Below are 20,880 nucleotides of genomic sequence, written 5' to 3' on the forward strand. Positions count from 1 at the left end.
GCGTCCCGGGCAGACATGCCCGCCACGGTAGTCAGCGCCCGCGGGCGGCGCGTCCGGGTGGGGACGGCGGCACGCGCGCGGGCTCGCGCCGGGCGCGGGGACGGCGGGCCAGCCGGTGCACGGCGACCCCGCACGCGAGCGCCATCAGCAGCGCGAGCGCGACGAGGACCCAGGCGGCGACCACGACGCCACGGTAGGCAGCCGCCCGGCGCACCGCTGCCGGACCCGCCGTACCGGGGAGGATGGGGCCGTGCCGTTCACGGGAAGCCACCCCGCGGCCGTGCTGCCGCTGCTGCGCACGGGCCTGCCGGCCTCGGCGCTGGTGGCCGGCTCGCTGGCTCCCGACCTGCCCTACTACCTGCCGGTCGACCCCGGCGTGCCGACCCACACCGCCCTCGCCGTCGTCACCACCGACGTGCTGCTGGGCGCGCTGCTGTGGGCGCTGTGGCACGGGCTGCTCTCCCGCCCGGTGCTCGCCTGGGCACCGGCGTCGCTGGTGGCGCGGCTCCCGGCGCGGGCGGCGCCCGGGGTGCGCCGGCGGCTGCGCACCCCGGGCCAGGGCGTCCGGACGCTGGCCGCGCTGGCCGCCGGCGCGGCCACCCACGTCCTGTGGGACGAGTTCACCCACCCCGGGCGCTGGGGCGCCGAGCACGTCCCGGCGCTGGCCTCGACCTGGGCGGGGGTGCCCGGGTACTCCTGGGCGCAGGACCTGAGCGGGCTGGCCGGCGTGCTGGTCCTGGCCGGCTGGCTGGTCCGCTGGTGGCGGCGCACCCCGGCCGGGCCGGCGGTGTCGCGTCCGCTGTGGTGGCTGCCCTGGACCGTCCTGGCGGTCGCGGCCGGTGCCGCCGGTGCGGTCGCGGCCGCGGACGGAGCCGACGTCCGGTCGGCCGCGGTGGCGGCCACCTTCACCGGCGGCGGCGTGGCGCTGGGTGTCGCCGTCCTGCTGGCGCTGGCCTGGACCCTGCGCGGGCAGACCGGACGCGGCTGAGCGTCCCGGCTCAGGCCTCCTCGGGGTCCGTGCCCCGGACGGCACGGCCGCCGTCGACCGGCAGCACCACCCCGGTGAGGAAGGCGGCCGCGTCGGAGAGCAGGAAGGCGACGACGTCGGCGACCTCCTCCGGCGTCCCCACGCGGCCGAGCGGGTGCTGGGCGGCCATCTGCGCCTCGGTGCGAGCCGCCTGGTCGGCGCCCTGGCCGGCCAGCAGCGCCCGGTAGCGCGCGGTGTCGATCGACCCCAGCGCGACGGCGTTGACGCGGATCCCCGCCGGGCCGGCGTCCACCGCCAGTGCCCGGGTCAGGCCCTCGACGGCGGCCTTCGCGGTCGCGTAGGGCAGCGCGCCGCGCACCGGCCGCTGCGCCTGGTGGCTGGAGACGTCGACCACGGCCCCGCCCGTCCCCGCGCGGGCGAACCGGCGAAGGGCGGTCGAGCACCCGGTCACCACCGGCGCGAGGTCGGCCACGACGAGGCCGAGGACGGCGTCCGCGGGGTCCCGGCCGAGGGTGGCGTCCCGGAACACCGCCGCGTTGTTCACCCAGCCGGCCAGGGGACCGGCCGCCTCGGCGCGGTCGGCGGCCTCCTCGGCGACCGCCTCGTCGGCCGCGTCGCCGGTCACGGCCACCAGCCCGTCCGCGGGCCGCTCCGGCGGGTCCCGGTCGAGCACGACGACGGTCGCGCCGTCGCCCAGCAGCCGCGCCGCGACGGCGCGCCCGATCCCGCGGGCGCCGCCGGTCACCACGTACGACCTGCTCACGGGCCCATCCTGGCCCCGGGGACACGACAGCGCCCCTCCCGGCCGGAACCGGGAGGGGCGCTGGGCCCTGCAGCTACTCGAGGACGACGGTGGTCTCGGTCAGACCGACCTCGGCCTCGACGACGCGCTCACCGCGGCCGACGGGGGCCAGCGACCGCAGCTTCCACTGCCCCGGGGCGGCGAAGAAGCGGAACTCCCCCTCAGGGCTGGTCACCACCTCGGCGGTGAACTCGTCGGTGGCGTCGAGCAGCCGGACGTACGCGCCGGCCACGGGGGCGCCGTCGTGCCAGACCTGGCCCTGGATCACCGTCTGGGTGCTCAGGTCGATGCCGGCCAGGGTGCCGCCCTGCTTCGGTGCTCCGCACATGTCAGCTCACTTCTCGATCGGCACGCCGACGAGCGAGCCGTACTCGACCCAGCTGCCGTCGTAGTTCTTGACGTCCTCCTTGCCGAGCAGCTCGCGCAGCACGAACCAGGTGTGGCTCGAGCGCTCGCCGATCCGGCAGTAGGCGATGGTCGCCTTGCTGTCGTCGAAGCCCTGCTCCGCGTAGAGCGCCTCGAGCTGCTCGTCGCTCTTGAACGTGCCGTCCTCGTTGGCCGCCTTGCTCCACGGGATGTTCTTCGCCGTGGGGACGTGGCCGCCCTTCTGCGCCTGCTCCTGCGGCAGGTGCGCCGGGGCGAGGATCTTGCCGGAGAACTCGTCGGGCGAGCGGACGTCGATGATGTTCTTCGAGCCGATCGAGGCCACGACCTCGTCGCGGAAGGCGCGGATCGAGAGGTCCGGGTCCTGGGCCGTGTACTGCGTGGCCGGGCGCTCCACGGCGTCCTTGGACAGCGGGCGGCCGTCGAGCTCCCACTTCTTGCGGCCGCCGTCGACGAGCTTGACGTCCTGGTGGCCGTAGAGCTTGAAGTACCAGTAGGCGTAGGCGGCGAACCAGTTGTTGTTGCCGCCGTACAGGACGACGGTGTCGTCGTTGGCGATGCCGCGCGAGGACAGCAGGGCCTCGAAAGCGCTCTTGTCGACGAAGTCGCGGCGCAGCGGGTCCTGCAGGTCCTGCTTCCAGTCCAGCTTGACGGCACCCTCGAGGTGGCCGCCGTCGTAGGCGCTGGTGTCCTCGTCGACCTCGACGAAGACGATGCCGGGCTGGCCGAGGTGTTCCTGGGCCCAGTCGGCGGTGACGAGCACGTCGTTGCGGCTCATGGGGGACTCCTCCGTGTGGTGGGTGTGCGGACGATCAGGCGGTGCGGGCGGGACTGACCCGCCGGACGGTCGGGTGCGGCTCCTGTCCGCCGGCGCCGGGGACCCGCGCGGGTGACCGCGGGCCGCGCACGTCGGCCGTGCGGGCAGGACTCGGGGACATCGATGGGCTCTCCGGACGGCGGTCAGGGCACGTCTGGGCGGAGCGGGGCCGCCCTCAGGAGGCGCGACACAGGCAGCTGCCGACGCGGCACAGGTCGACTGTGCGGCGCGAGGTCAGCAGGGTGCCCACGGGGCGAGGGTAACCGATCACGACCGGACCCCCGTGTGGGCGTCGACGAGGGCGGTGAGCTCCTCCGGCCGCGGGGCGCCGCTGCTGCGGCCGAGCAGCCGCCCCTCGCGGTCGACGTAGAACAGCGTCGGCGTGCGCCGCACGTCGAGCTCGCGGACGGCGGCGAGGTGGCTCTCGGCGTCGACGTGGACGTGGGCCAGCCCCGGCCGGGTGGCCTGCAGGTGCTGCAGCCGGGCACGCGTGGTCCGGCACGGCCCGCAGAACGCGGTGGAGAACTGGACGACGGTCAGGTCGGCGTCGGCCGGCCGCACGCCGAGGCCCTTGAGCACCGCGACGGGTCCGCCCACGCGCTCCTCCTCCGCCGGTCGCGACCGGCCGTCGCGGGTGCGCGGTCGCCGCGGCGGGCTCCGCCGGTCGGGTACCGCTCCTCCCCCGCACGAACCCGACCGGACCGGTGTGCATTCCCGGGCGGGCTCAGGACGCGCGCAGCACCGTGTCGGTGGCCTCGGCGGTGACGTCGACGCCGTCGTCGGCCGGCCGCAGGCCCGTCAGCCGCAGCCCGAACGGCAGCTCCACGGGGTAGCGCAGGTCCAGCAGGTCGGCGGCCCGGTCGACGACGAGGTCCGGGACGTCGACCCCCGCCGCCTCCGCCCCCTCGACGTCGACCACGAGGTCCTGGCCGTCGAGCGACACCGTGCCGACGGCGGTGAGCGGCACCGAGTAGCCGAGCACCTCGACCGTGCGGGTGACGCGGAGCCCGTCGCCCTCGCGCGCCAGGCGGGTGTCGCCGCCGAGCTGCCGCGCGAGCAGCGCGTAGGACAGCGTCGCGGTGCCGTCCACCCGGTCGACCGGCACCTCCCGCACCGACCCCGACAGCGCGTCGGACAGCGGCACGTGGGCCCCGCGCAGGCGGATGTCGGCGCGGGTGCCCTCGGGCTGGCCGAGTTCCGCGGCGGTCAGGGTGACCCGGACGTCGTCGTAGGTGCCCGACACCGCCTGGGTGAGGAACGGCCACCCCACGAAGTCGACGTCCGGGGTCCCGGCCAGCCCGCCCGAGTCGCGCAGCGCCTCGGCCACCCGGTCCTCGGCGACGCCCTCGGCCACCGGGTCGGCGACGAGCGCGAGCACCACGAGCAGCGCGAGGACGACGAGGAGGGCGCGCACCGGCTCAGACGACGGCCAGCGCCAGGAGCACCGGCGCGCAGACGGCCAGCGGCAGGACCGCCTCGACCGCGACCCCCGCTCCCGTGGCGCCCCGGCCCCGGGCCTCGCCGAGGACGAAGGAGGCGGCGGTCCCGGCCAGCGCGGCGACCAGTCCGAGCACCAGGCCGGTGGTGACGCCGGAGACGACGTCGACCAGCTCCCCGGTGCCGCTCTCGAGCAGCGCGACGGCGACCCCGGCCGCGACGGCGAGCAGCAGCCCCGGCACGCCGCGGTCGGCCCCGTCGGCGAGCATGGGCCGGGGCAGGACGGCGTCGACGAGGTGGCCGGCCACCAGCGCGGCGCCGACGACCAGCAGCGGCGAGCCGGTGGGGTCACCGTCGTCCCCGGCGACGTGGGGCAGCAGCAGGAGCGCCAGCGCGCAGCAGGCCGCGACCAGCAGCGCGACGCTGCCGAGCGAGCCGACGACGTCCGTGCGCGGCGGCCGGCGCAGCATCTGGTGCAGCACGGCGGCGATCATCGCGGGACCGGCCACGGCCAGCAGCAGTCCGGGACCGGGCCGGTCCCCGGAGGGGGCGAGCAGGCCGACGGCGAGGTCGGCGCCGACCGCGGCCGCGGCCCCGAGGACCGCGACGCCCACCGCACCGGCCGGTGCCGTGGCGGGCGCCCACGCGGCCACCAGGACCGCCTGCAGCACCAGGACGGCGGCCAGCCGGCCGTGCTCGCCGAGGAGGTCCGGCGCGAGCAGCAGGAGCGCGACGGCGGCTCCCGAGACGACGGCGGCGGCGACGTGCCGCGCCCGGGTGGCGGGCCGGGTGTCCAGCGCCGTGGTCACGCGCCCTCCTGCCCGGTGCCGCCCGGCAGCCCCGCCGGTGCCGTCGTCTCCTGATCGCACCGATCGTCGCAGACACCCCGGGCCCGGCGCGCCCGAACAGCCGAGCGGGGCCGGCGTCCCCGGCGTGTCCCGGCCCCCGCGACGGCTCCGGGTGAGGTCGGTCACGGATCCCACACCGAGCGGTACGTGGGGTGACGGCAACACGTCGGTTATCCTGCTGTCTCGGTTCGACAGCGCCGTCGACGCCCTCCCCGAGGAGACGACATGCGACTCGTGCTCATGACCGCGGCGCGTCAGGCCACGACCGAGGTGCTGCCCGCCCTGGGCCTGCTCGGCCACCAGGTGCGCGTCGTGGCCCCCGAACTGTCGAGCCTGCTCGACGGCGACTCCGGCGACGTCGTGCTCGTCGACGCCCGCCACGACCTCATCCAGGCCCGGACGCTGTGCGGCCTGCTGTCCTCCACCGGGGTCGCCTCCGCCCTCGTCGCGGTCCTCTCGGAGGGCGGGCTGGTCGCGCTGTCGGCCGACTGGGGCGTCGACGACGTCCTGCTCGACACCGCCGGGCCGGCCGAGGTCGACGCCCGGCTGAAGTGGGCCACCGCCCGCCGGCTGGCCGCGGCCACCCCGGCCGACGGCGCCGACGGCGGGGTCACCCAGGCCGGCGAGCTGGTCATCGACGAGCACAGCTACTCGGCCAAGCTCCGCGGCCGCCCGCTCGACCTCACGTACAAGGAGTTCGAGCTCCTCAAGTACCTCGCCCAGCACCCGGGCCGGGTCTTCTCCCGCGCCCAGCTGCTGCAGGAGATCTGGGGCTACGACTACTTCGGCGGCACCCGCACCGTCGACGTCCACGTGCGCCGGCTGCGCGCCAAGCTGGGCACCGAGCACGAGGCCCTGATCGGCACGGTCCGCAACGTGGGCTACAAGCTCGACCAGCACGTCGCCGACGCCACCGCCGCGGCCGCCCGCGCCCAGGCGGAGGAGCCCGTCACGACCACCGTGTCCGACGCGCGCGACACCGCTCCGCTGCTCTGAGCGCCGCCGCCGTCTCCGGCTCCGCGCGGCTCGACCCCGCGCGGACCGCGGCCGTCCTCGCGCTGCTGCGCGCGGCGGCCGAGGCCGACGGCGTGCGCCCGCTGTCGGAGGAGGCCGAGCTGCGGCTGCAGCACGGCGGCCCGCCCGGTGGCCACGACGTCCTGGCCACCGACGCCGACGGCGCGGTGACCGGATACGCCCGGCTCGAGCTCGGCGACGGCACCGAGGACGCCGAGGCCGAGCTCGTCGTCGCCCCCGGCGCCCGGCGGCGCGGGACCGGGCGGGCGCTGCTCACCCGGCTCGAGGAACTCGCGGCCGGCCGCCCGCTCCGCGTCTGGGCGCACGGCGACCTGCCGGCCGCCACCGCACTGGCCACCGGCCGCGGCTACACCCGGGCCCGCGTGCTGCTGCAGATGCGCCGCCCGCTCGGCGACGCCGACCTCACCGAGGGCCCGGCGCTCCCGGCCGGGGTGTCGGTGGCCGCCTTCCGTCCCGGCCGCGACGAGGCGGCCTGGCTGCGGCTCAACGCCCGGGCCTTCGCCGCGCACCCGGAGCAGGGCGCGTGGACCCCGGAGGACCTGGAGCTGCGCGAGGCCGAGCCCTGGTTCGACCCGGCCGGGTTCCTGCTCGCCTGGCGGGGCGACCGGGACGCCGGCGGCACGCTGCTCGGCGCGCACTGGACCAAGGTGCACCCGCCCGGCGACGCCGGCCCGGACGCCGTCGGCGAGGTGTACGTGCTCGGCATCGACCCCGACACCCAGGGGCTCGGGCTGGGCCGGGCACTCACCGTCCGCGGCTTGGCGCACCTGCGCGGGCGCGGGCTCGACGAGGTGCTCCTCTACGTCGAGGAGGACAACAGCGCCGCGGTGGCCCTCTACGGGCGCACCGGCTTCACGCCGTACGCCGTCGACGTCTCCTGGCGGCGCACTCCCTGATCCCCGGACCGGGTGCAAACGGTCCTTCCTCCCGCACCGCGGGTGTCCGCCGCCACAGGAAACGCCCGGGTTCACCTGCTCGACGTGACGCCGTTCTCACCCGGTCGGGAAAGCCTCCGCGGGCGTTCACCGCTCGTTCACCGAGCGACCCGGGACCGGCCACCTCGGCTGCCTACCGTCCCTCTTCGTTGGTCCCACCGTGCCCGGCAACGAGGTCCGGGTCCCCCTTCCGAAAGGCACTGGGTTGAAGCTCAGCACCAGGTCGCGCGCCGTCGTCCTCAGCACGGCGCTGACCAGCACCCTCGCGCTCGCCGCGTGCGGCGCCGCGAACGAGACCAACAGCTCCTCGGGCGGGGGCGGCGGCAGCGGGTCGAGCGCCGCGGAGCTGAGCGGCGACCTCGTCGGCGCCGGCGCCAGCAGCCAGCAGGCGGCGATGGAGGCCTGGCAGGCCGGCTTCGAGGGCGAGTACCCCGAGGTCAGCTTCAGCTACGACCCGGTCGGCTCCGGCGGCGGCCGCGAGCAGTTCATCAGCGGCGCCACCGACTTCGCGGGCTCCGACGCCCCCCTCGACGAGGAGGAGCTGACCGCTGCGCAGGAGCGCTGCGGTGGCGGCGAGGTCTTCGAGCTGCCCAACTACATCTCGCCGATCGCGGTGATCTTCAACCTCGAGGGCGTCGACGAGCTCAACCTCTCGCCCGACACGATCGCCCGGATCTTCACCGGTCAGATCACCACCTGGAACGACCCGGCCATCGCCGAGGCGAACCCGGACGCGCAGCTCCCCGACACGGCCATCACCCCCGTGCACCGCGGTGACGACTCGGGCACCACGGACAACTTCACCGACTACCTGTTCCAGACGGCCGGTGACGTGTGGACCGCCGAGCCCGACGGCGTGTGGCCGCTGCCCGGCGGCGAGGCCGCCAACGGCACCTCCGGCGTCGTGGGCGTCGTCGAGAGCACGGCCGGCGCCGTCACCTACGCCGACGCCAGCCGCGCCGGTGAGCTCGGTGTCGTCAACGTCGGCGTGGGCAGCGAGTTCGTCGCCCCGACCCCCGAGTCCGCGGCGGCCGTGGTCGAGAACTCGCCGGCGCTCGAGGGCCGCGGCGAGTACGACTTCGCCATCGAGGTCAACCGCCAGACCGAGGGCTCGGGCGAGTACCCGGTCGTCCTGGTGAGCTACCACGTGGGCTGCGTCGAGTACGACGACCAGGCGACCGCCGACAACGTCAAGGCCTTCATGTCCTACGTGATCAGCGAGGACGGCCAGCAGGCCGCCGGTGAGAACGCCGGCAACGCGCCGATCTCCGACACCCTGCGCGAGCAGGCGCAGACCGCGGTCGACGCCATCACCGCCGCCGGCTGACCGAGCACGCCACCAGGTGGCCCGGGGCGTCGATGACGCCCCGGGTCACCGCCCCGCCCGGAGACGGGCACTCCCCGCACCACCGATCGACCACCCGGAGCAGCGGTGACCGCCACGAAGGCCCCGACCGAACCCCCGAAGCAGCGCGTCGTGCGCCGGCCCGGTGACCGCATCTTCGCCGGCAGCGCCAAGGGCTCCGGCATCTTCATCCTGCTCGTCCTGGCCGGCGTGGCCGCCTTCCTCATCAGCGAGGCGATCCCGGCTCTCACCGCCCCGTCGGAGGACATCCCCGGCGGCGAGGGCCTGGCCGGGTACGTCGGCCCCCTCATCCTCGGGACGCTCCTCGGCGCCGTCCTCGCCCTGCTCGTCGCCACCCCCCTCGCGGTGGGCATCGCGCTCTACATCACCTACTACGCGCCCCGGCGGGTCGCTGCGGGCATGGGCTACGTGATCGACCTGCTCGCGGCCATCCCGAGCGTCGTCTACGGCTTCTGGGGCCTCGCGGTCCTCGCGCCGACGCTGGTGCCCTTCCACGTCTGGGCCGCCGACCACCTGAGCTGGATCCCGTTCTTCGCCGGGCCGGCCTCCGCCAGCGGGCGCACGATGCTGACCGTCGGCCTGGTGCTGGCGGTCATGATCCTGCCGATCATCTCGGCCATCGCCCGCGAGGTCTTCAGCCAGGCGCCGGCGCTGCACCGCGAGGCCGCCCTGGCCCTCGGCGCGACGCGCTGGGAGATGATCAAGATGGCGGTGCTGCCCTACGGCAAGTCCGGCGTCATCGCCGGCGCCATGCTCGGCCTCGGGCGGGCCCTGGGCGAGACGATGGCCGTGGCAATCGTCCTGTCCGGCGGTGCCGGCGCCACGCTCAACCTGATCGGCAGCTCCAACCCCTCGACGATCGCGTCGAACATCGCCCTGCGGTTCCCCGAGGCCACCGGCCTCGGGGTCAACGTCCTGATCGCCAGCGGCCTGGTGCTGTTCGTCATCACGCTCGCGGTCAACATGCTCGCCCGCTGGATCGTCAACCGGCGCGCCGACTTCTCCGGAGCCAACTGATGAGCACCGAGACCCAGTCCCCCGTCCGGGTCACGAAGGAGCCGCCCAGCGGCTCGATCCGCCCGCGACGCCGGCTGCCCCGGTTCGCCGCGCTCGGGCTCTACGTCGCCGGGATCGCGCTGGGTGCGCTGCTGTCGGCCCTCACCGGCTTCAGCATCGCCCTCACCGTGATCTACGGCGCGATCCTGGGCGCGCTGGCCGTGTACGTCGGGTCCCGGGTCGTCGAGGGCCGTCGCAAGGCCACCGACCGGCTCGTCACCGCGCTGGTCACCACGGCCTTCGCCGTGGCGATGGTGCCGCTCGTCTCGCTCGTCTACACCGTGCTCGACAAGGGCCTGGCGCGCTTCGACGGCGCGTTCTTCAGCAACTCGATGTTCCGGGTGGTCGGCGAGGGCGGCGGCGCCTACCACGCCATCCTCGGCACGGTGGTCATCACCGCGCTGGCCGCCGTCATCTCGGTGCCGATCGGCCTGCTCACCGCGATCTACCTCGTCGAGTACGGCTCCGGCCGGCTCAAGCGGGCGATCACGTTCTTCGTCGACGTCATGACCGGCATCCCGTCGATCGTGGCCGGTCTGTTCGCCTTCGCGCTGTTCACGCTGGTCTTCGGCAACGACGTCCGGCTCGGCGTCATGGGGGCCGTGGCGCTCTCGGTGCTGATGATCCCGGTCGTCGTGCGCTCCTGCGAGGAGGTCCTCAAGCTCGTCCCCAACGAGCTGCGCGAGGCCAGCTACGCCCTGGGCGTGCCGAAGTGGCGCACGGTCGTCAAGGTCGTCCTGCCGACCGCCGTCGCGGGGCTGGGCACCGGCATCACCCTGGCCGTCGCCCGCGTCGTGGGTGAGACCGCGCCGCTGCTGGTGACGGTGGGCCTGATCACCGGCACCAACCTCAACCCGTTCGACGGACGGATGGCGACGCTGCCCGTGTTCGCCTTCTACCAGCTCACCCAGCCGGGCACCGCCACCCAGGCGTTCCTGGACCGGGCCTGGACGGCGGCGCTCGTCCTCATCATCCTGGTGATGGTCCTCAACGTCGTGGCCCGCCTGATCAGCCGTCTGTTCGCCCCCAAGACCGGTCGCTGACCCGACCCCCGACCCGGAGGATCTCCACGTGGCCAAGCGCATCGAGGTCAGCGACCTCAACATCTACTACGGCAACTTCCTCGCCGTGGAGGGCGTCAACGTCTCCATCGAGCCGCGCAGCATCACCGCGCTGATCGGGCCGTCGGGCTGCGGGAAGTCGACCTTCCTGCGCTCGCTCAACCGCATGCACGAGGTCATCCCCGGCGCCCGCGTCGAGGGCAAGGTCGTCATGGACGGCCAGGACCTCTACGGCTCGGACACCGACCCGGTCGACGTCCGCCGGCAGATCGGCATGGTCTTCCAGCGGCCCAACCCGTTCCCGACGATGTCGATCTACGACAACGTCATCGCCGGCAACCGGCTCAACAGCAAGAAGATGAAGAAGTCCGAGGCCGACGACCTGGTCGAGCGCTCGCTGCGCGGCGCGAACCTGTGGAACGAGGTCAAGGACCGTCTCGACCGGCCCGGCTCGGGCCTGTCCGGTGGTCAGCAGCAGCGGCTGTGCATCGCCCGCGCGATCGCGGTCGAGCCCGACGTGCTGCTCATGGACGAGCCCTGCTCGGCCCTCGACCCCATCTCGACGCTCGCCATCGAGGACCTGATGGCCGAGCTGAAGGACCGCTTCACCATCGTGATCGTCACGCACAACATGCAGCAGGCGGCGCGGGTGAGCACGTCCACCGGCTTCTTCAACCTCAACGGGGTGGGTCAGCCCGGTCGGCTGATCGAGTTCAACCCGACCGAGAAGATCTTCAGCAACCCCGACCAGAAGGCCACCGAGGACTACATCTCGGGCCGCTTCGGCTGAGTGAGGCCCCCCTGCAGGGGGGCCAGACGAGGGCCGCCGCGGGACTCCCGCGGCGGCCCTCGTCGTCTGCAGAGCCGGTGTGGCGCGCGCCGCGTGTACACGCGAGGGCGCCGCTCAGCTGCAGCGGACGGGGCCCGCGCTGGTGGTGCGAGCCGCCGCGGTGGTGGTCTCGGCGGCCGGCGCCGGCGCCACGGCCGCAGCGGGAGCGGGGACCTGGACCGGGACGACGCCGGAGTAGCCGGGGCCGAGCACCAGCTGCACGGTCTCGCCGATGGCGTCGCTGGGCTGCAGGACCGCGCCGGGGACGGCGGCGGCCACGGTGCGGGCCTGCTCGACGACCCCGGGCCCGTGGCGGACGACGGTCTGGTTGACCGTGCCGCGCTCGTTGCCGACCTCTCCCACCGTGAAGCCCTGCTGGCGCAGCAGGTCGCCCACGGTGCCGGCCAGCCCGCTGGTGGCGGTGGCGTTGAGGACGTCGACACGGACCGCGGCCGGTGCCACGGACAGCGGCTGCGCGGCCGGGCTCGCGGGCGCCTGCTCGGCGCCGGTGTCGACCGCGGGGCCCTCGGCGGCCGGGGCAGCGGCGGCAGCGGGATCCTCGAGGGGAGCCGTGGCGGCCGCGGCGACCGGGGCGGTCGGCTCGGCGGGAACGGCGCTGTCCTCGATGACGCCGTCGAACAGCGCGCGGGTGGCCGCGCCGTCGAGCAGCACGTACGCCTGGTCGCTGCCGGCCGGCACGTAGCCGACCTGCGCCACCGGCAGGCTGGCGCGCTGCACGGCGTCGCCCTCGAGGCCGCCGAGCGCGGAGGCCAGCGTGCGCAGGTCGCCGAGCGTCGTCTGCTCGTCGACGGTGAGGGCGTCCGCGGCGCGGGTCAGGAAGCGGGTGAGCTCGTAGGTGTTGGCGAGCGTCCCGACGGTCAGCGCCGAGCGCAGCGTGGCCGACAGCAGCTGCTGGCTCCGCTCGGCGGCGGCGACACCCGTGACGTCGGACCCGGCGTCCCCCGGCGCGAGGTAGCGGGTGGCCTGGGCGCCGGTCAGCTCCGAGGTGCCGGCCGGCAGCGGGGCGGCGGACGCGGCGTCGGCCGGGCCGGCGGTGGGCAGGCAGACGCTCACCCCGCCGACGGCGTCGACCATGGCGGGCAGCCGGCCGAGGTCGACGGCGAGGTAGTGGTCGACGCGCAGCCCGGACATCTGCTGCACCGCGCGCACCATGCACGCCGGGCCGCCGGCCAGCAGCGACGTCGCGAAGGCCTCGGACACCGGCTCACGCAGCGAGCCGTCGTCGGCCCGGCAGCCGGGGGTGTCGACCAGCGCGGTCGGCGGCACGCTGACCAGCACGGCGCGGTCCTCCCGGGCGGCCACGTGCACCAGCATCGTGGTCACCGACGCCGGGCCGTCGGTGCCGGGCAGGTCGGTGCCGACGACGAGGTAGGTGGTCGCACCCTCCTGCAACTGCAGGGCGATCACCTCCGGGCCCTCGGGGGCCAGCGCGCCGACGCGGGCGATGCTGCGGTCGACGTAGGCGTAGAGACCGGCGTGGTAGCCGACGACGAGGCCCAGCAGCACGCCGAGGACCACGGCGGCGCGGACGAGCCGCCGGCGTCCGGGGCTGCGCGGCGGGCGGTCGGCGAGCGGGCGCCGGGTGCTGCCGGCACCGGACATCGCCGGGCCGTCGAGGCCGGGGATCGGCGGGCGCGCGGGGCGGCCGGGCAGCGGCGGGACCGGCCGGGAGTACTGGACCCCGCCGGTGCCGGGCAGCGGCGGGACCGGTCGCGAGTACTGGAGCCCGGAGGCCGGGGTCCCGGGCAGCGGAGGCACCGGACCCGACCGGTGGACGGCCGGCAACGGCGGCACCGGGCCCGACCGGTGGACAGCCTGGTCGCGAGGCGTGCCGGGCAGCGGCGGCACCGGCTGGGGCCGGGCGGCCCCGCCGAGCGGGGGCAGCGGCGGGACGGGGGCGGAGCGCTGGACACCGGCCGCGGCGCCCGGGACCGGCGGCAGCCCGCGACGGGGACCGACGGAGTCCTCGAGCGCGGCGGCCGGGTCCGGCCGCTCCTGCCGGACCGCCTCCGGTGCGGCCGGTGCACCCGGCACGGGCGGGAGGGGGCCCCGGTGCGGGGGCAGCGACTCACCGGGCTCGAGCGGGATGGGCACCTCGCCGGTGCGCCGCGCGGCCCGGCGGCCCGTGGCGCCGCCCTGGCGGGCCAGCAGCTGCTCGACGGTCACCGGACCGGGCGCGCCGCGGCCCGCGCCCCGCCCGTCCCGCCCCCGCTCGTCCCCCACCGGTGTCGACATCCCATCGTCGTGGCGTGCCAAGCCGTCCGTGTCGTCGCGCGCTGCACGCGCGGCAGCACTCAACGATACGGCCGCAGGCCTCCGAGGACCGGTCATCCGCGACGTGACCCGCCGGAGGAGCCCGTCGCCCGGGCCCCCGTTCGGGCGGGAACCGGCTGCTCGGGGCGGCAGGGCACCCCGTCCGGACGTAGCGTCGGCCCGTGAGACTCCCGTCGATCCCCGGTCCGTCCGACGTCTTCACCGCCGTCGAGAGCCTGCGCGAGGGGGTCGCCGAGGCGCTCGCGCTGGTGCCCCGGGTGGCGGCGGCGGTGGGCCGGCTCGAGGGGCTGCTGGACCGGGCCGACGCCGTGGTGGGCCGCGCGGAGGGCCTGGTCGACCGGGTGGACGACGCGGTGACCGCACTGGACTCCACCCGCCGGCGCGCCGACACCCTCGTCGCCGGTGCCGGCTCCACGATCCAGGCGGCCGACCGGGCCATCTCCGCGGTGGGCGAGACCCAGCGGAGGGCCGACGACGCCATCGGCAACGTCGAGAAGACCCAGGAGCGCGCCGACACCGCGATCGGGAACGTCGAGCGGACCCAGCAGCGTGCCGACGGGGCCATCGGCGCCGTCGAGGCCACCCAGCAGAAGGCCGACGCCGCCATCGGCGCCGTCGAGGCGACCCAGCACAAGGCCGACGCCGCCATCGGCGCCGTCGAAGCGACCCAGCACAAGGCCGACGCCGCCATCGGCGCCGTGGAGGCCACCCAGCAGAAAGCCGACGCCGCCATCGGCGCCGTGGACGCCATCACCGACCGGGCGCAGGGGACGGTGGAGCGGGCCGAGGGCGCGGTCGGCGGGGCCGAGGGACTGGTCGGGCGGATCGACCCGCTGCTCGCCGGCTACGAGGAGCCGCTGGCCCGGCTGGTGCCGTCGGTGCGCCGGCTGGCCGAGACGCTGGAGCCGCACGAGGTCGAGGCCCTGGTCACCCTCGTCGACCGGCTGCCGACCCTGGTGACCCACCTGGACGAGAGCATGATGCCGGTGCTCGAGTCCCTCGGCGACGTCGGCACCGACGTGCACGACCTGGTCGACACGATGCAGGACATCCGCGAGGTGGTGAAGGGCTTCCCCGGCTCGAAGCTCTTCCGGCGGCGCGGCCGGGAGGAGATCGCCGAGGACGGGAACGACGAGGGGGCCCAGGAGCGCACCGGCTCCTGAGCCCCCTGCGGGTCCTGCTCGTCAGGTCTCGGTCGGGTACCCCAGCGCGCGGGCGACGTCGCCGATCCGCTCGTAGGTCTCGCCCTCGGGCAGCCGCTGGAGCTCCTCGACGATGGCGTCGGGCGCCCGGTGGTCGAGCGCGGCCTCGACCAGGCCGGGTCCGTCAGCGGGGAAGTCGGCCCGCACCAGCCAGCGCGCCAGTTCGGCACGGGCCACGACGGCTTCCTCGGTCATCCCCACCGGGACCCCGCCCACCAGGGTGCCGGAGGGGTTGGCGGTGAGGTCGGGCTCGCCCTCGGCCACCGGCTCCACCTCGCGGAACTCCTCCGAGCGCGTGGCGTGCTCGGCCTTGAGCATCCCCTGGATCTCGTGCTCGAGTTCCTCGTCGAGCCGCGGGTTGTGCTTGGTGCTCCGCGACGACACACCGGCGAACCGGTCGTCCATCTCGCTCATGGGTTCCTCCTACTCCTTCTCGAGCGCGGACGGCTTGTGCACCGCCGTGTTGCCGCTCTTGTCGCTCTTGACCTCGTACTGGGGGTCGTCGGAGCTGGCCTTCACCTTCCGGCCCCCCGCCTCCGTCTCCTCCGTGATCTTCCTGGTGACGGTCCCCTCGGCCTTGCTGCCGTGGCTGTTCCAGGTGACGTGGTCACCCTTCTCCAGGTCATCGGCCATCTGTCGGACCTCCGTGGTCTTCCGGCACGAGCATCGAGTCGTGCCTCCCCGGTGCCCGGGGTCCGTCGGGGACACACATGGGCGCGCCGGGGGGACGTACACGCCCACCGGGCGACGTAGATCACTCCCGCGGCAGGGTGCATCACCCGCTCGTGCGGTGGCAGAACCGCCCCGCTCACGTAGCGTGGTCACCGACGGGGAGCGATCGGGCAAATCTGCTGCTGAGAGTCGAGCAGCAGTGACGCTCAGTGAGGTGCCTCGTCCTCGATCGCCGGCCCGGTCGACCTCATTCCCCCGGGGTCGGCCGGGTCGGCCCCTGCCGCGCCCGGTCCCTACGCTCGCCGCCGTGACAGAACCCGCCGGCAGCCGGCCCCAGGGCGGCCCTCCCGTGGGGCGGCCCTCCGAGGGGGAGGCCCACCTCCCGGGCAGTCCCCGACCCGTCGACGTCCTCACCGTCGTCTCGGTCGTCGAGGTCACGCCGTCGGTGCGCCGCGTCGTGCTCTCGGGGACGCCGGACGCCGTCGCCGCGACCGGGCCCACCGTCAACCTCCTGGTACCCCGGGTGGGCGATCCGGACCCGCGCTGGCCCGCCGTGGCGCGCGACGGGCGGATCGTCTGGCCGGCCGGGTCGCACGGCATCAGCCTGCGCAGCTACACCGCCCGCCGGCAGGACCCCGGTCGCGGGGAGGTGGACGTGGACTTCGTGCTGCACGGTGACGGACCGGCCGCCGCGTGGGCCGGCGCCGCGGCTCCCGGCGCCCTGCTCGGCGTGGCCGGCAGCGGCGCGCTGGGGGACCGTCCGGCCGGCACGCTGCTGCTCGCCGGGGACGAGACGGCGCTGCCGGCGATCAGCCGGATCCTGGCCGCGGCCGACCCGGCCTCGCGCGGCGTCGCCCTGGTCGAGGTGGCCGGCCCCGAGGAGGAGCAGACGCTCGCCCGGCCGCCGGGGGTCGAGGTGCGCTGGCTGCACCGCGGCGGCACGCCTCCGGGGGAGAGCACGCTGCTCGCCGACGCCGTCGCCGCGCTCGATCGCCCGGCCGGCGACGACGTGTTCGCGTGGGTGGCCGCCGAGTCGGCCGCCGTGCGCGCGGTGCGGGCCGACCTGCGCAGCCGCTGGGGACTCACGCGCGCCCAGCACCACGCGATCGGCTACTGGCGGCGCGGCCGCGCCATGTCCCCCTCCGGCTGAGTCCCCCTCCGGCTGAGCCTCCCGGGGACGGTCACCCACAGGGAACTCACAGGTGGCGTCCAGTGCGACTGCAGCCCCAGCGCGGATCCTGAGAGCATGACCACAGCAGCCAGGCGTCCGACGGGAGTTGTCGTGACGGGAGCCCGCAGCGCTCGACCCTCCGCGCCGGAGGCGCGGCTCCTGGTGGTCGACGACGAGCCGAACATCCGCGAGCTGCTCTCCGCGAGCCTGCGCTACGCCGGGTTCGAGGTAGCGACGGCCGCCGACGGGCAGCAGGCGCTGGCCATGGCCTCGACCTTCCGCCCCGACCTGCTGGTGCTCGACGTCATGATGCCGGGCCTGGACGGCTTCGGCGTCGTCCGCCGCCTGCGGGAGAGCGGCCGGCACACGCCGGTGCTGTTCCTCACCGCGCGCGACGCGGCCGAGGACAAGGTCTCCGGGCTCACCCTCGGCGGCGACGACTACGTGACCAAGCCGTTCAGCCTCGACGAGGTCCTCGCGCGCATCCGGGCGGTGCTGCGCCGCAGCACCGGCCAGCAACGCGCCGCCGAGACCAGCCGGCTCACCTTCGCCGACATCGAGCTCGACGAGGAGTCGCACGAGGTGGTCAAGGCCGGGCAGGTGGTCAGCCTGTCCCCCACCGAGTTCAAGCTGCTGCGCTACCTCATGGCCAACGCCGGGCGGGTGCTGTCGAAGGCGCAGATCCTCGACCACGTGTGGAACTACGACTTCAACGGCGAGGCCAACGTCGTCGAGTCCTACATCTCCTACCTGCGGCGTAAGGTGGACACCACCGAGCCGCGCCTGCTGCACACCATCCGCGGGGTGGGCTACACCCTGCGGCTGCCACGCGGCGCGTGAGCACACCCGCCGGGCTCCCCGGAGCAGCCGTGCGCAGCGGCCCCCGCCTCCCGCGGGTGCCGCTGCGGATCACGCTCGTCGCGGTGCTGCTGGTCCTCGTGGCGATGGCTCTCGTCGCCACCGGGGTGACGGCGACCTCCCTGCTCAAGCGCTACCTGGTCGTCCAGCTCGACCAGCAGCTCGAGCGCACCGTGCGCGACATGCGGGCCGTCGAGGGCGTCCTGGCCGGCTGCTATCGCGGTGGGGACCTGCGGTTCGTGGACCCCGACAGCGATACCTACCTGGCCTGCGTCGTGCCCGGTGACGAGGACCCGGTCGTGGTCTCCGGCCCGCTCCGTACCGATGAGCTGCCCGACCTCGACGCCGAGGAGGTGGCCGAGATCGCCGTCCTCGCCACGAGTGCCGGCGGTCCGCGTGGCGAGGGCGGCGGCCCCGACGGCCCCAGGGCGGAGACCGTGACCTCCGGCGACGGCGACACGTACTGGCGGGTCGCGGCCGTACGGCTGCCCGACGGGACGACCGTCGTCGTCGGCGGGGACCTCGACCGCGACGACAGGGTGATCGCCCAGCTGGGGCGCATCGAGATCGTCGTCGGACTCGTCGTGCTGGTCGCGCTGGGCGTGACCGGGTACTGGCTGGTGGGCAGCAGCCTGCGCCCGCTGGCAGAGGTGGAGCGCACCGCCCAGGCGATCGCCGCCGGTGACCTGTCCCAGCGCGTGCCCGACGGTGACGACCGCACGGAGGTCGGCCGGCTGTCCCGGGCCCTCAACGGGATGCTCTCCCGGATCGAGAGCGCATTCCGGTCCCAGCAGGCCTCCGAGGAACAGGCCCGGGCGTCGGAGGAGCGGATGCGCCGGTTCGTCGCCGACGCCAGCCACGAGCTGCGCACCCCGCTGACCTCGATCCGCGGGTTCGCCGAGCTGTACCGCCAGGGCGCGGTCACCAACCCCGAGGGGGTCGCCCGCCTCATGCAGCGCATCGAGAGCGAGGGCGGCCGGATGGGCGTGCTGGTCGAGGACCTGCTGCAGCTCGCCCGGCTCGACCAGCAGCGGCCGCTGGACATCGCCCCCGTCGATCTCGCCGAGGTCGCCAGTGACGCCGTCCACGACGCTCGCGTCCTGCAGCCCGACCGGCCGGTCAGCCTGCACCTGGACGACTCGCTCACCGAGGTGCCGGTGGTCCTCGGCGACGAGGCCCGGCTGCGCCAGGTCGTGGGCAACCTGGTGACCAACGCGCTGGTGCACACCGCCGATACGGCCCGGGTCACCGTCTCGATCGGCGAGGACACCAGCGACGGCGGCGACCGGGTGGTGCTGCGGGTGGCCGACGAGGGCCCCGGCCTGGCGCCCGGGGACGCCGCCCGGGTCTTCGAGCGCTTCTACCGTGCCGACGCCTCGCGCAGCCGGGGGGCCGGGGGGACGGGGCTCGGGCTGTCGATCGTGGCCTCGCTCGTGGCGGCGCACGGGGGCGACGTGCACCTCGACACCGCGCCCGGACGAGGCGCGACCTTCACCGTGCGGCTGCCGCGCTCCGGTCCCGAGCTGCCCGACGGGGTCCCGGGCAGTTCCCCGGCGAGCGGGGCGTGGGGACTGCCCGGCGGTGCCCCCGGCCGGCCCGCCGACCCCGCGGGGCTACCGTCCGCGGGTGAGCACTGACAGCGGAGGAGCCCCGTACGACGCCGTCCTGATGGACGCCGTCGCCGACCTCGGCGGGGCCCTGCGCGGCCTGGTCGACGCCTCGGTGCGCACGTCGGTCCCGGCCGCCGAGCTGTCCGCGGTCGCCGCGGTCGTGCGGGAGGTGACCGGCCGGCTGGGCGCCGAGGTCCGCCCGCCCGGCCGGCTGTCCGTGCTCGACGACCCGGTGCAGTTCCGCCGCGTCTACAACCCGGTGACCGGGCTGGGCAGCGCGGTCGCCCCGCCGCTGCGGCTGCGCGAGGAGCCCGGTGGCGTCGTGGGCGAGGCTGTCTTCGGCCTGGCCTACGAGGGGCCACCCGGCTACCTGCACGGCGGGATGAGCGGACTGGTGATGGACCAGGTGCTGGGCGCGGCGACGATCCGCGCGGGCCTGTGGGGCATGACCGCCCGGCTGGAGCTGGACTACCGCCGCCCGGTGCCGCTGGACACCCCCGTCGTCTGCCGCGCCCGGGTGACCGAGGCCGGCGGCCGCAAGTCCGTCGTCACCGGCACGATCGCGCCGGCGGACGAGCCGGACCGTCCGCTGGTCGAGGCACGGGCGGTCTTCGTCCTGCCCCGGGAGGAGCTGCGCGCCGAGTACTTCGCGCAGGTCACCGACGCCTCGGGCCGGCACGCGCCGCCGTCGCGGCCCACGGACGCGACCGCCCCCGGGAGCGGGGAGTGAGGGACGTCGAGGTCGCCGCCACCGCCGCGCGGGCGGCCGCGGACGTGCTCGTGCGGCTGCGCGCGGGCGGGCTGACCGGGCGGGCGCTCGGCGACGCCGGCGACGCCGCGGCCCAGGAGGCGATCACCGCCGTCCTCGCCGCCGAGCGTCCCGACGACGTCGTCTTCAGCGAGGAGGCGGCCGACGACCGCAGCCGGCTCGAGGCCGGGCGGGTGTGGATCGTCGACCCGCTCGACGGCACCCGCGAGTACGGCGAGACGGACCGGTCCGACTTCGCCGTGCACGTGGCGCTGTGGGCCGGCGGGACGCTGACCGCCGCCGCCGTGGCGCTGCCCGCCGTCGGGGAGGTGCTCGTGACCGACCCGGCCCCGGCGCTGCCGCCGGCGGTCGTCCGGGCGCCCCGGATCGCGGTCAGCCGCACCCGCCCGCCCGCGCAGGCCGACGCAGCCGCCGGCGCGGTGGGCGGCGAGCTGGTGCCGCTGGGCTCCGCCGGGTTCAAGGTGACCGCGGTCGTGCGCGGCGAGGTGGACGCCTACGTGCACGCCGGCGGGATGTACCAGTGGGACTCCGCCGCGCCCGTCGCCATCGCCCTGGCGGCGGGGCTGACGGCGCTGCGGCTGGACGGGTCACCGCTGCGCTACAACGAGTCCGACCCCTCGCTGCCGGACCTGCTGGTGTGCCGCCCGGAGCTGGCCGCCGGCCTCCTGGCCGCGGTCCGCTGAGGGGCGCGCCGGGCGGCCGAGGGCCGGGCGAGGGGCCGGGCCGGGCTCCTCAGCGGCGTGAC

At 75.6% G+C, this 20,880-nt stretch carries 23 protein-coding genes; 13 read left to right on the forward strand and 10 right to left on the reverse strand.

The features are described from left to right. Positions 1-31: 31 nt before the first annotated feature. Positions 32-184 (reverse strand): hypothetical protein, encoded by a 153-nt coding sequence (locus BM414_RS29095; protein ID WP_163479251.1) that lies wholly within the window; start codon positions 182-184, stop codon positions 32-34. 66 nt (positions 185-250) lie between these two features. On the opposite strand from BM414_RS29095, the gene BM414_RS05050 reads away from it, so the two are divergent. Next, on the forward strand, positions 251-988 hold the full coding sequence (locus BM414_RS05050; protein ID WP_175551415.1) for a DUF4184 family protein: 738 nt from the start codon (positions 251-253) through the stop codon (positions 986-988). A gap of 10 nt (positions 989-998) precedes the next feature. Here the strand turns inward: BM414_RS05050 and BM414_RS05055 are convergent, their stop codons facing one another. The 6 genes from BM414_RS05055 to BM414_RS05080 form a co-directional block, all read right to left on the reverse strand. Further along, the gene (locus BM414_RS05055) at positions 999-1,751 is read right to left on the reverse strand and encodes an SDR family NAD(P)-dependent oxidoreductase (protein ID WP_093578301.1); all 753 of its coding nucleotides are present in this window, start codon (positions 1,749-1,751) and stop codon (positions 999-1,001) included. 73 nt (positions 1,752-1,824) lie between these two features. Further along, entirely contained in the window at positions 1,825-2,118 is a 294-nt protein-coding gene (locus BM414_RS05060; protein WP_093578302.1) for a DUF1416 domain-containing protein, read from the reverse strand. A 6-nt stretch (positions 2,119-2,124) separates the two neighbouring features. Further along, positions 2,125-2,952: a sulfurtransferase gene (locus tag BM414_RS05065; RefSeq protein WP_093578303.1), complete on the reverse strand. Its 828-nt coding sequence runs from the start codon at positions 2,950-2,952 to the stop codon at positions 2,125-2,127. Between the two features lie 306 nt (positions 2,953-3,258). Then, on the reverse strand, positions 3,259-3,588 hold the full coding sequence (locus tag BM414_RS05070) for a thioredoxin family protein (RefSeq protein WP_093578304.1): 330 nt from the start codon (positions 3,586-3,588) through the stop codon (positions 3,259-3,261). A 127-nt stretch (positions 3,589-3,715) separates the two neighbouring features. Next, positions 3,716-4,405 carry an LmeA family phospholipid-binding protein gene (locus tag BM414_RS05075; RefSeq protein WP_093578305.1) on the reverse strand — a complete coding sequence of 230 codons (690 nt, stop codon included), beginning with the start codon at positions 4,403-4,405 and terminating at the stop codon, positions 3,716-3,718. Between the two features lie 4 nt (positions 4,406-4,409). Further along, positions 4,410-5,237: a hypothetical protein gene (locus BM414_RS05080; protein WP_093578306.1), complete on the reverse strand. Its 828-nt coding sequence runs from the start codon at positions 5,235-5,237 to the stop codon at positions 4,410-4,412. Between the two features lie 264 nt (positions 5,238-5,501). Here BM414_RS05080 and BM414_RS05085 point away from each other — a divergent pair, with 264 nt between their 5' ends. The 6 genes from BM414_RS05085 to pstB all read left to right on the forward strand — a co-directional run bounded on the left by BM414_RS05085 (position 5,502) and on the right by pstB (position 11,519). Next, complete coding sequence (locus BM414_RS05085) at positions 5,502-6,272, forward strand: winged helix-turn-helix transcriptional regulator (protein WP_093578307.1); 771 nt, start codon at positions 5,502-5,504, stop codon at positions 6,270-6,272. Next, entirely contained in the window at positions 6,269-7,207 is a 939-nt protein-coding gene (gene mshD, locus BM414_RS05090; RefSeq protein ID WP_093578393.1) for a mycothiol synthase, read from the forward strand. The genes BM414_RS05085 and mshD overlap by 4 nt, the downstream gene beginning before the upstream one ends. A 244-nt stretch (positions 7,208-7,451) precedes the next feature. After that, positions 7,452-8,573 carry a phosphate ABC transporter substrate-binding protein PstS gene (pstS, locus tag BM414_RS05095; RefSeq protein ID WP_093578308.1) on the forward strand — a complete coding sequence of 374 codons (1,122 nt, stop codon included), beginning with the start codon at positions 7,452-7,454 and terminating at the stop codon, positions 8,571-8,573. 105 nt (positions 8,574-8,678) lie between these two features. Beyond that, a complete protein-coding gene (gene pstC, locus BM414_RS05100) occupies positions 8,679-9,629 on the forward strand; it encodes a phosphate ABC transporter permease subunit PstC (RefSeq protein WP_093578309.1) in 951 nt (316 codons plus the stop codon). Next, positions 9,629-10,711 carry a phosphate ABC transporter permease PstA gene (gene pstA, locus BM414_RS05105; protein WP_093578310.1) on the forward strand — a complete coding sequence of 361 codons (1,083 nt, stop codon included), beginning with the start codon at positions 9,629-9,631 and terminating at the stop codon, positions 10,709-10,711. Before pstC ends, pstA begins: the two co-directional genes overlap by 1 nt. Positions 10,712-10,739: 28 nt before the next feature. Beyond that, positions 10,740-11,519: a phosphate ABC transporter ATP-binding protein PstB gene (gene pstB / locus BM414_RS05110; protein WP_093578311.1), complete on the forward strand. Its 780-nt coding sequence runs from the start codon at positions 10,740-10,742 to the stop codon at positions 11,517-11,519. 114 nt (positions 11,520-11,633) lie between these two features. Here pstB and BM414_RS05115 read toward each other — a convergent pair whose 3' ends face one another. Continuing rightward, a complete protein-coding gene (locus BM414_RS05115) occupies positions 11,634-13,814 on the reverse strand; it encodes an LCP family protein (protein WP_093578312.1) in 2,181 nt (726 codons plus the stop codon). A 200-nt stretch (positions 13,815-14,014) separates the two neighbouring features. On the opposite strand from BM414_RS05115, the gene BM414_RS05120 reads away from it, so the two are divergent. Beyond that, complete coding sequence (locus BM414_RS05120; RefSeq protein ID WP_093578313.1) at positions 14,015-15,016, forward strand: hypothetical protein; 1,002 nt, start codon at positions 14,015-14,017, stop codon at positions 15,014-15,016. 21 nt (positions 15,017-15,037) lie between these two features. Here BM414_RS05120 and BM414_RS05125 read toward each other — a convergent pair whose 3' ends face one another. Continuing rightward, the gene (locus BM414_RS05125; protein ID WP_093578314.1) at positions 15,038-15,469 is read right to left on the reverse strand and encodes a DUF2795 domain-containing protein; all 432 of its coding nucleotides are present in this window, start codon (positions 15,467-15,469) and stop codon (positions 15,038-15,040) included. 9 nt (positions 15,470-15,478) lie between these two features. Beyond that, on the reverse strand, positions 15,479-15,688 hold the full coding sequence (locus BM414_RS05130; protein WP_093578315.1) for a hypervirulence associated TUDOR domain-containing protein: 210 nt from the start codon (positions 15,686-15,688) through the stop codon (positions 15,479-15,481). A 346-nt stretch (positions 15,689-16,034) separates the two neighbouring features. Here BM414_RS05130 and BM414_RS05135 point away from each other — a divergent pair, with 346 nt between their 5' ends. The 5 genes from BM414_RS05135 (at position 16,035) to BM414_RS05155 (ending at position 20,818) form a co-directional block, all read left to right on the forward strand. Continuing rightward, entirely contained in the window at positions 16,035-16,877 is an 843-nt protein-coding gene (locus tag BM414_RS05135; protein ID WP_245784490.1) for a siderophore-interacting protein, read from the forward strand. A 132-nt stretch (positions 16,878-17,009) separates the two neighbouring features. Beyond that, the gene (locus BM414_RS05140; protein ID WP_093578317.1) at positions 17,010-17,738 is read left to right on the forward strand and encodes a response regulator transcription factor; all 729 of its coding nucleotides are present in this window, start codon (positions 17,010-17,012) and stop codon (positions 17,736-17,738) included. A gap of 29 nt (positions 17,739-17,767) precedes the next feature. Then, positions 17,768-19,393 carry a sensor histidine kinase gene (locus BM414_RS05145; protein WP_245784491.1) on the forward strand — a complete coding sequence of 542 codons (1,626 nt, stop codon included), beginning with the start codon at positions 17,768-17,770 and terminating at the stop codon, positions 19,391-19,393. After that, positions 19,383-20,096, forward strand: coding sequence for a PaaI family thioesterase (locus BM414_RS05150; protein WP_093578395.1), 714 nt, complete (start codon positions 19,383-19,385; stop codon positions 20,094-20,096). Before BM414_RS05145 ends, BM414_RS05150 begins: the two co-directional genes overlap by 11 nt. Beyond that, complete coding sequence (locus BM414_RS05155; RefSeq protein WP_093578318.1) at positions 20,093-20,818, forward strand: inositol monophosphatase family protein; 726 nt, start codon at positions 20,093-20,095, stop codon at positions 20,816-20,818. The genes BM414_RS05150 and BM414_RS05155 overlap by 4 nt, the downstream gene beginning before the upstream one ends. Positions 20,819-20,880: the final 62 nt, after the last annotated feature.

Source organism: Geodermatophilus amargosae, from assembly GCF_900116515.1.
In the GTDB taxonomy this organism is placed as follows: domain Bacteria; phylum Actinomycetota; class Actinomycetes; order Mycobacteriales; family Geodermatophilaceae; genus Geodermatophilus; species Geodermatophilus amargosae.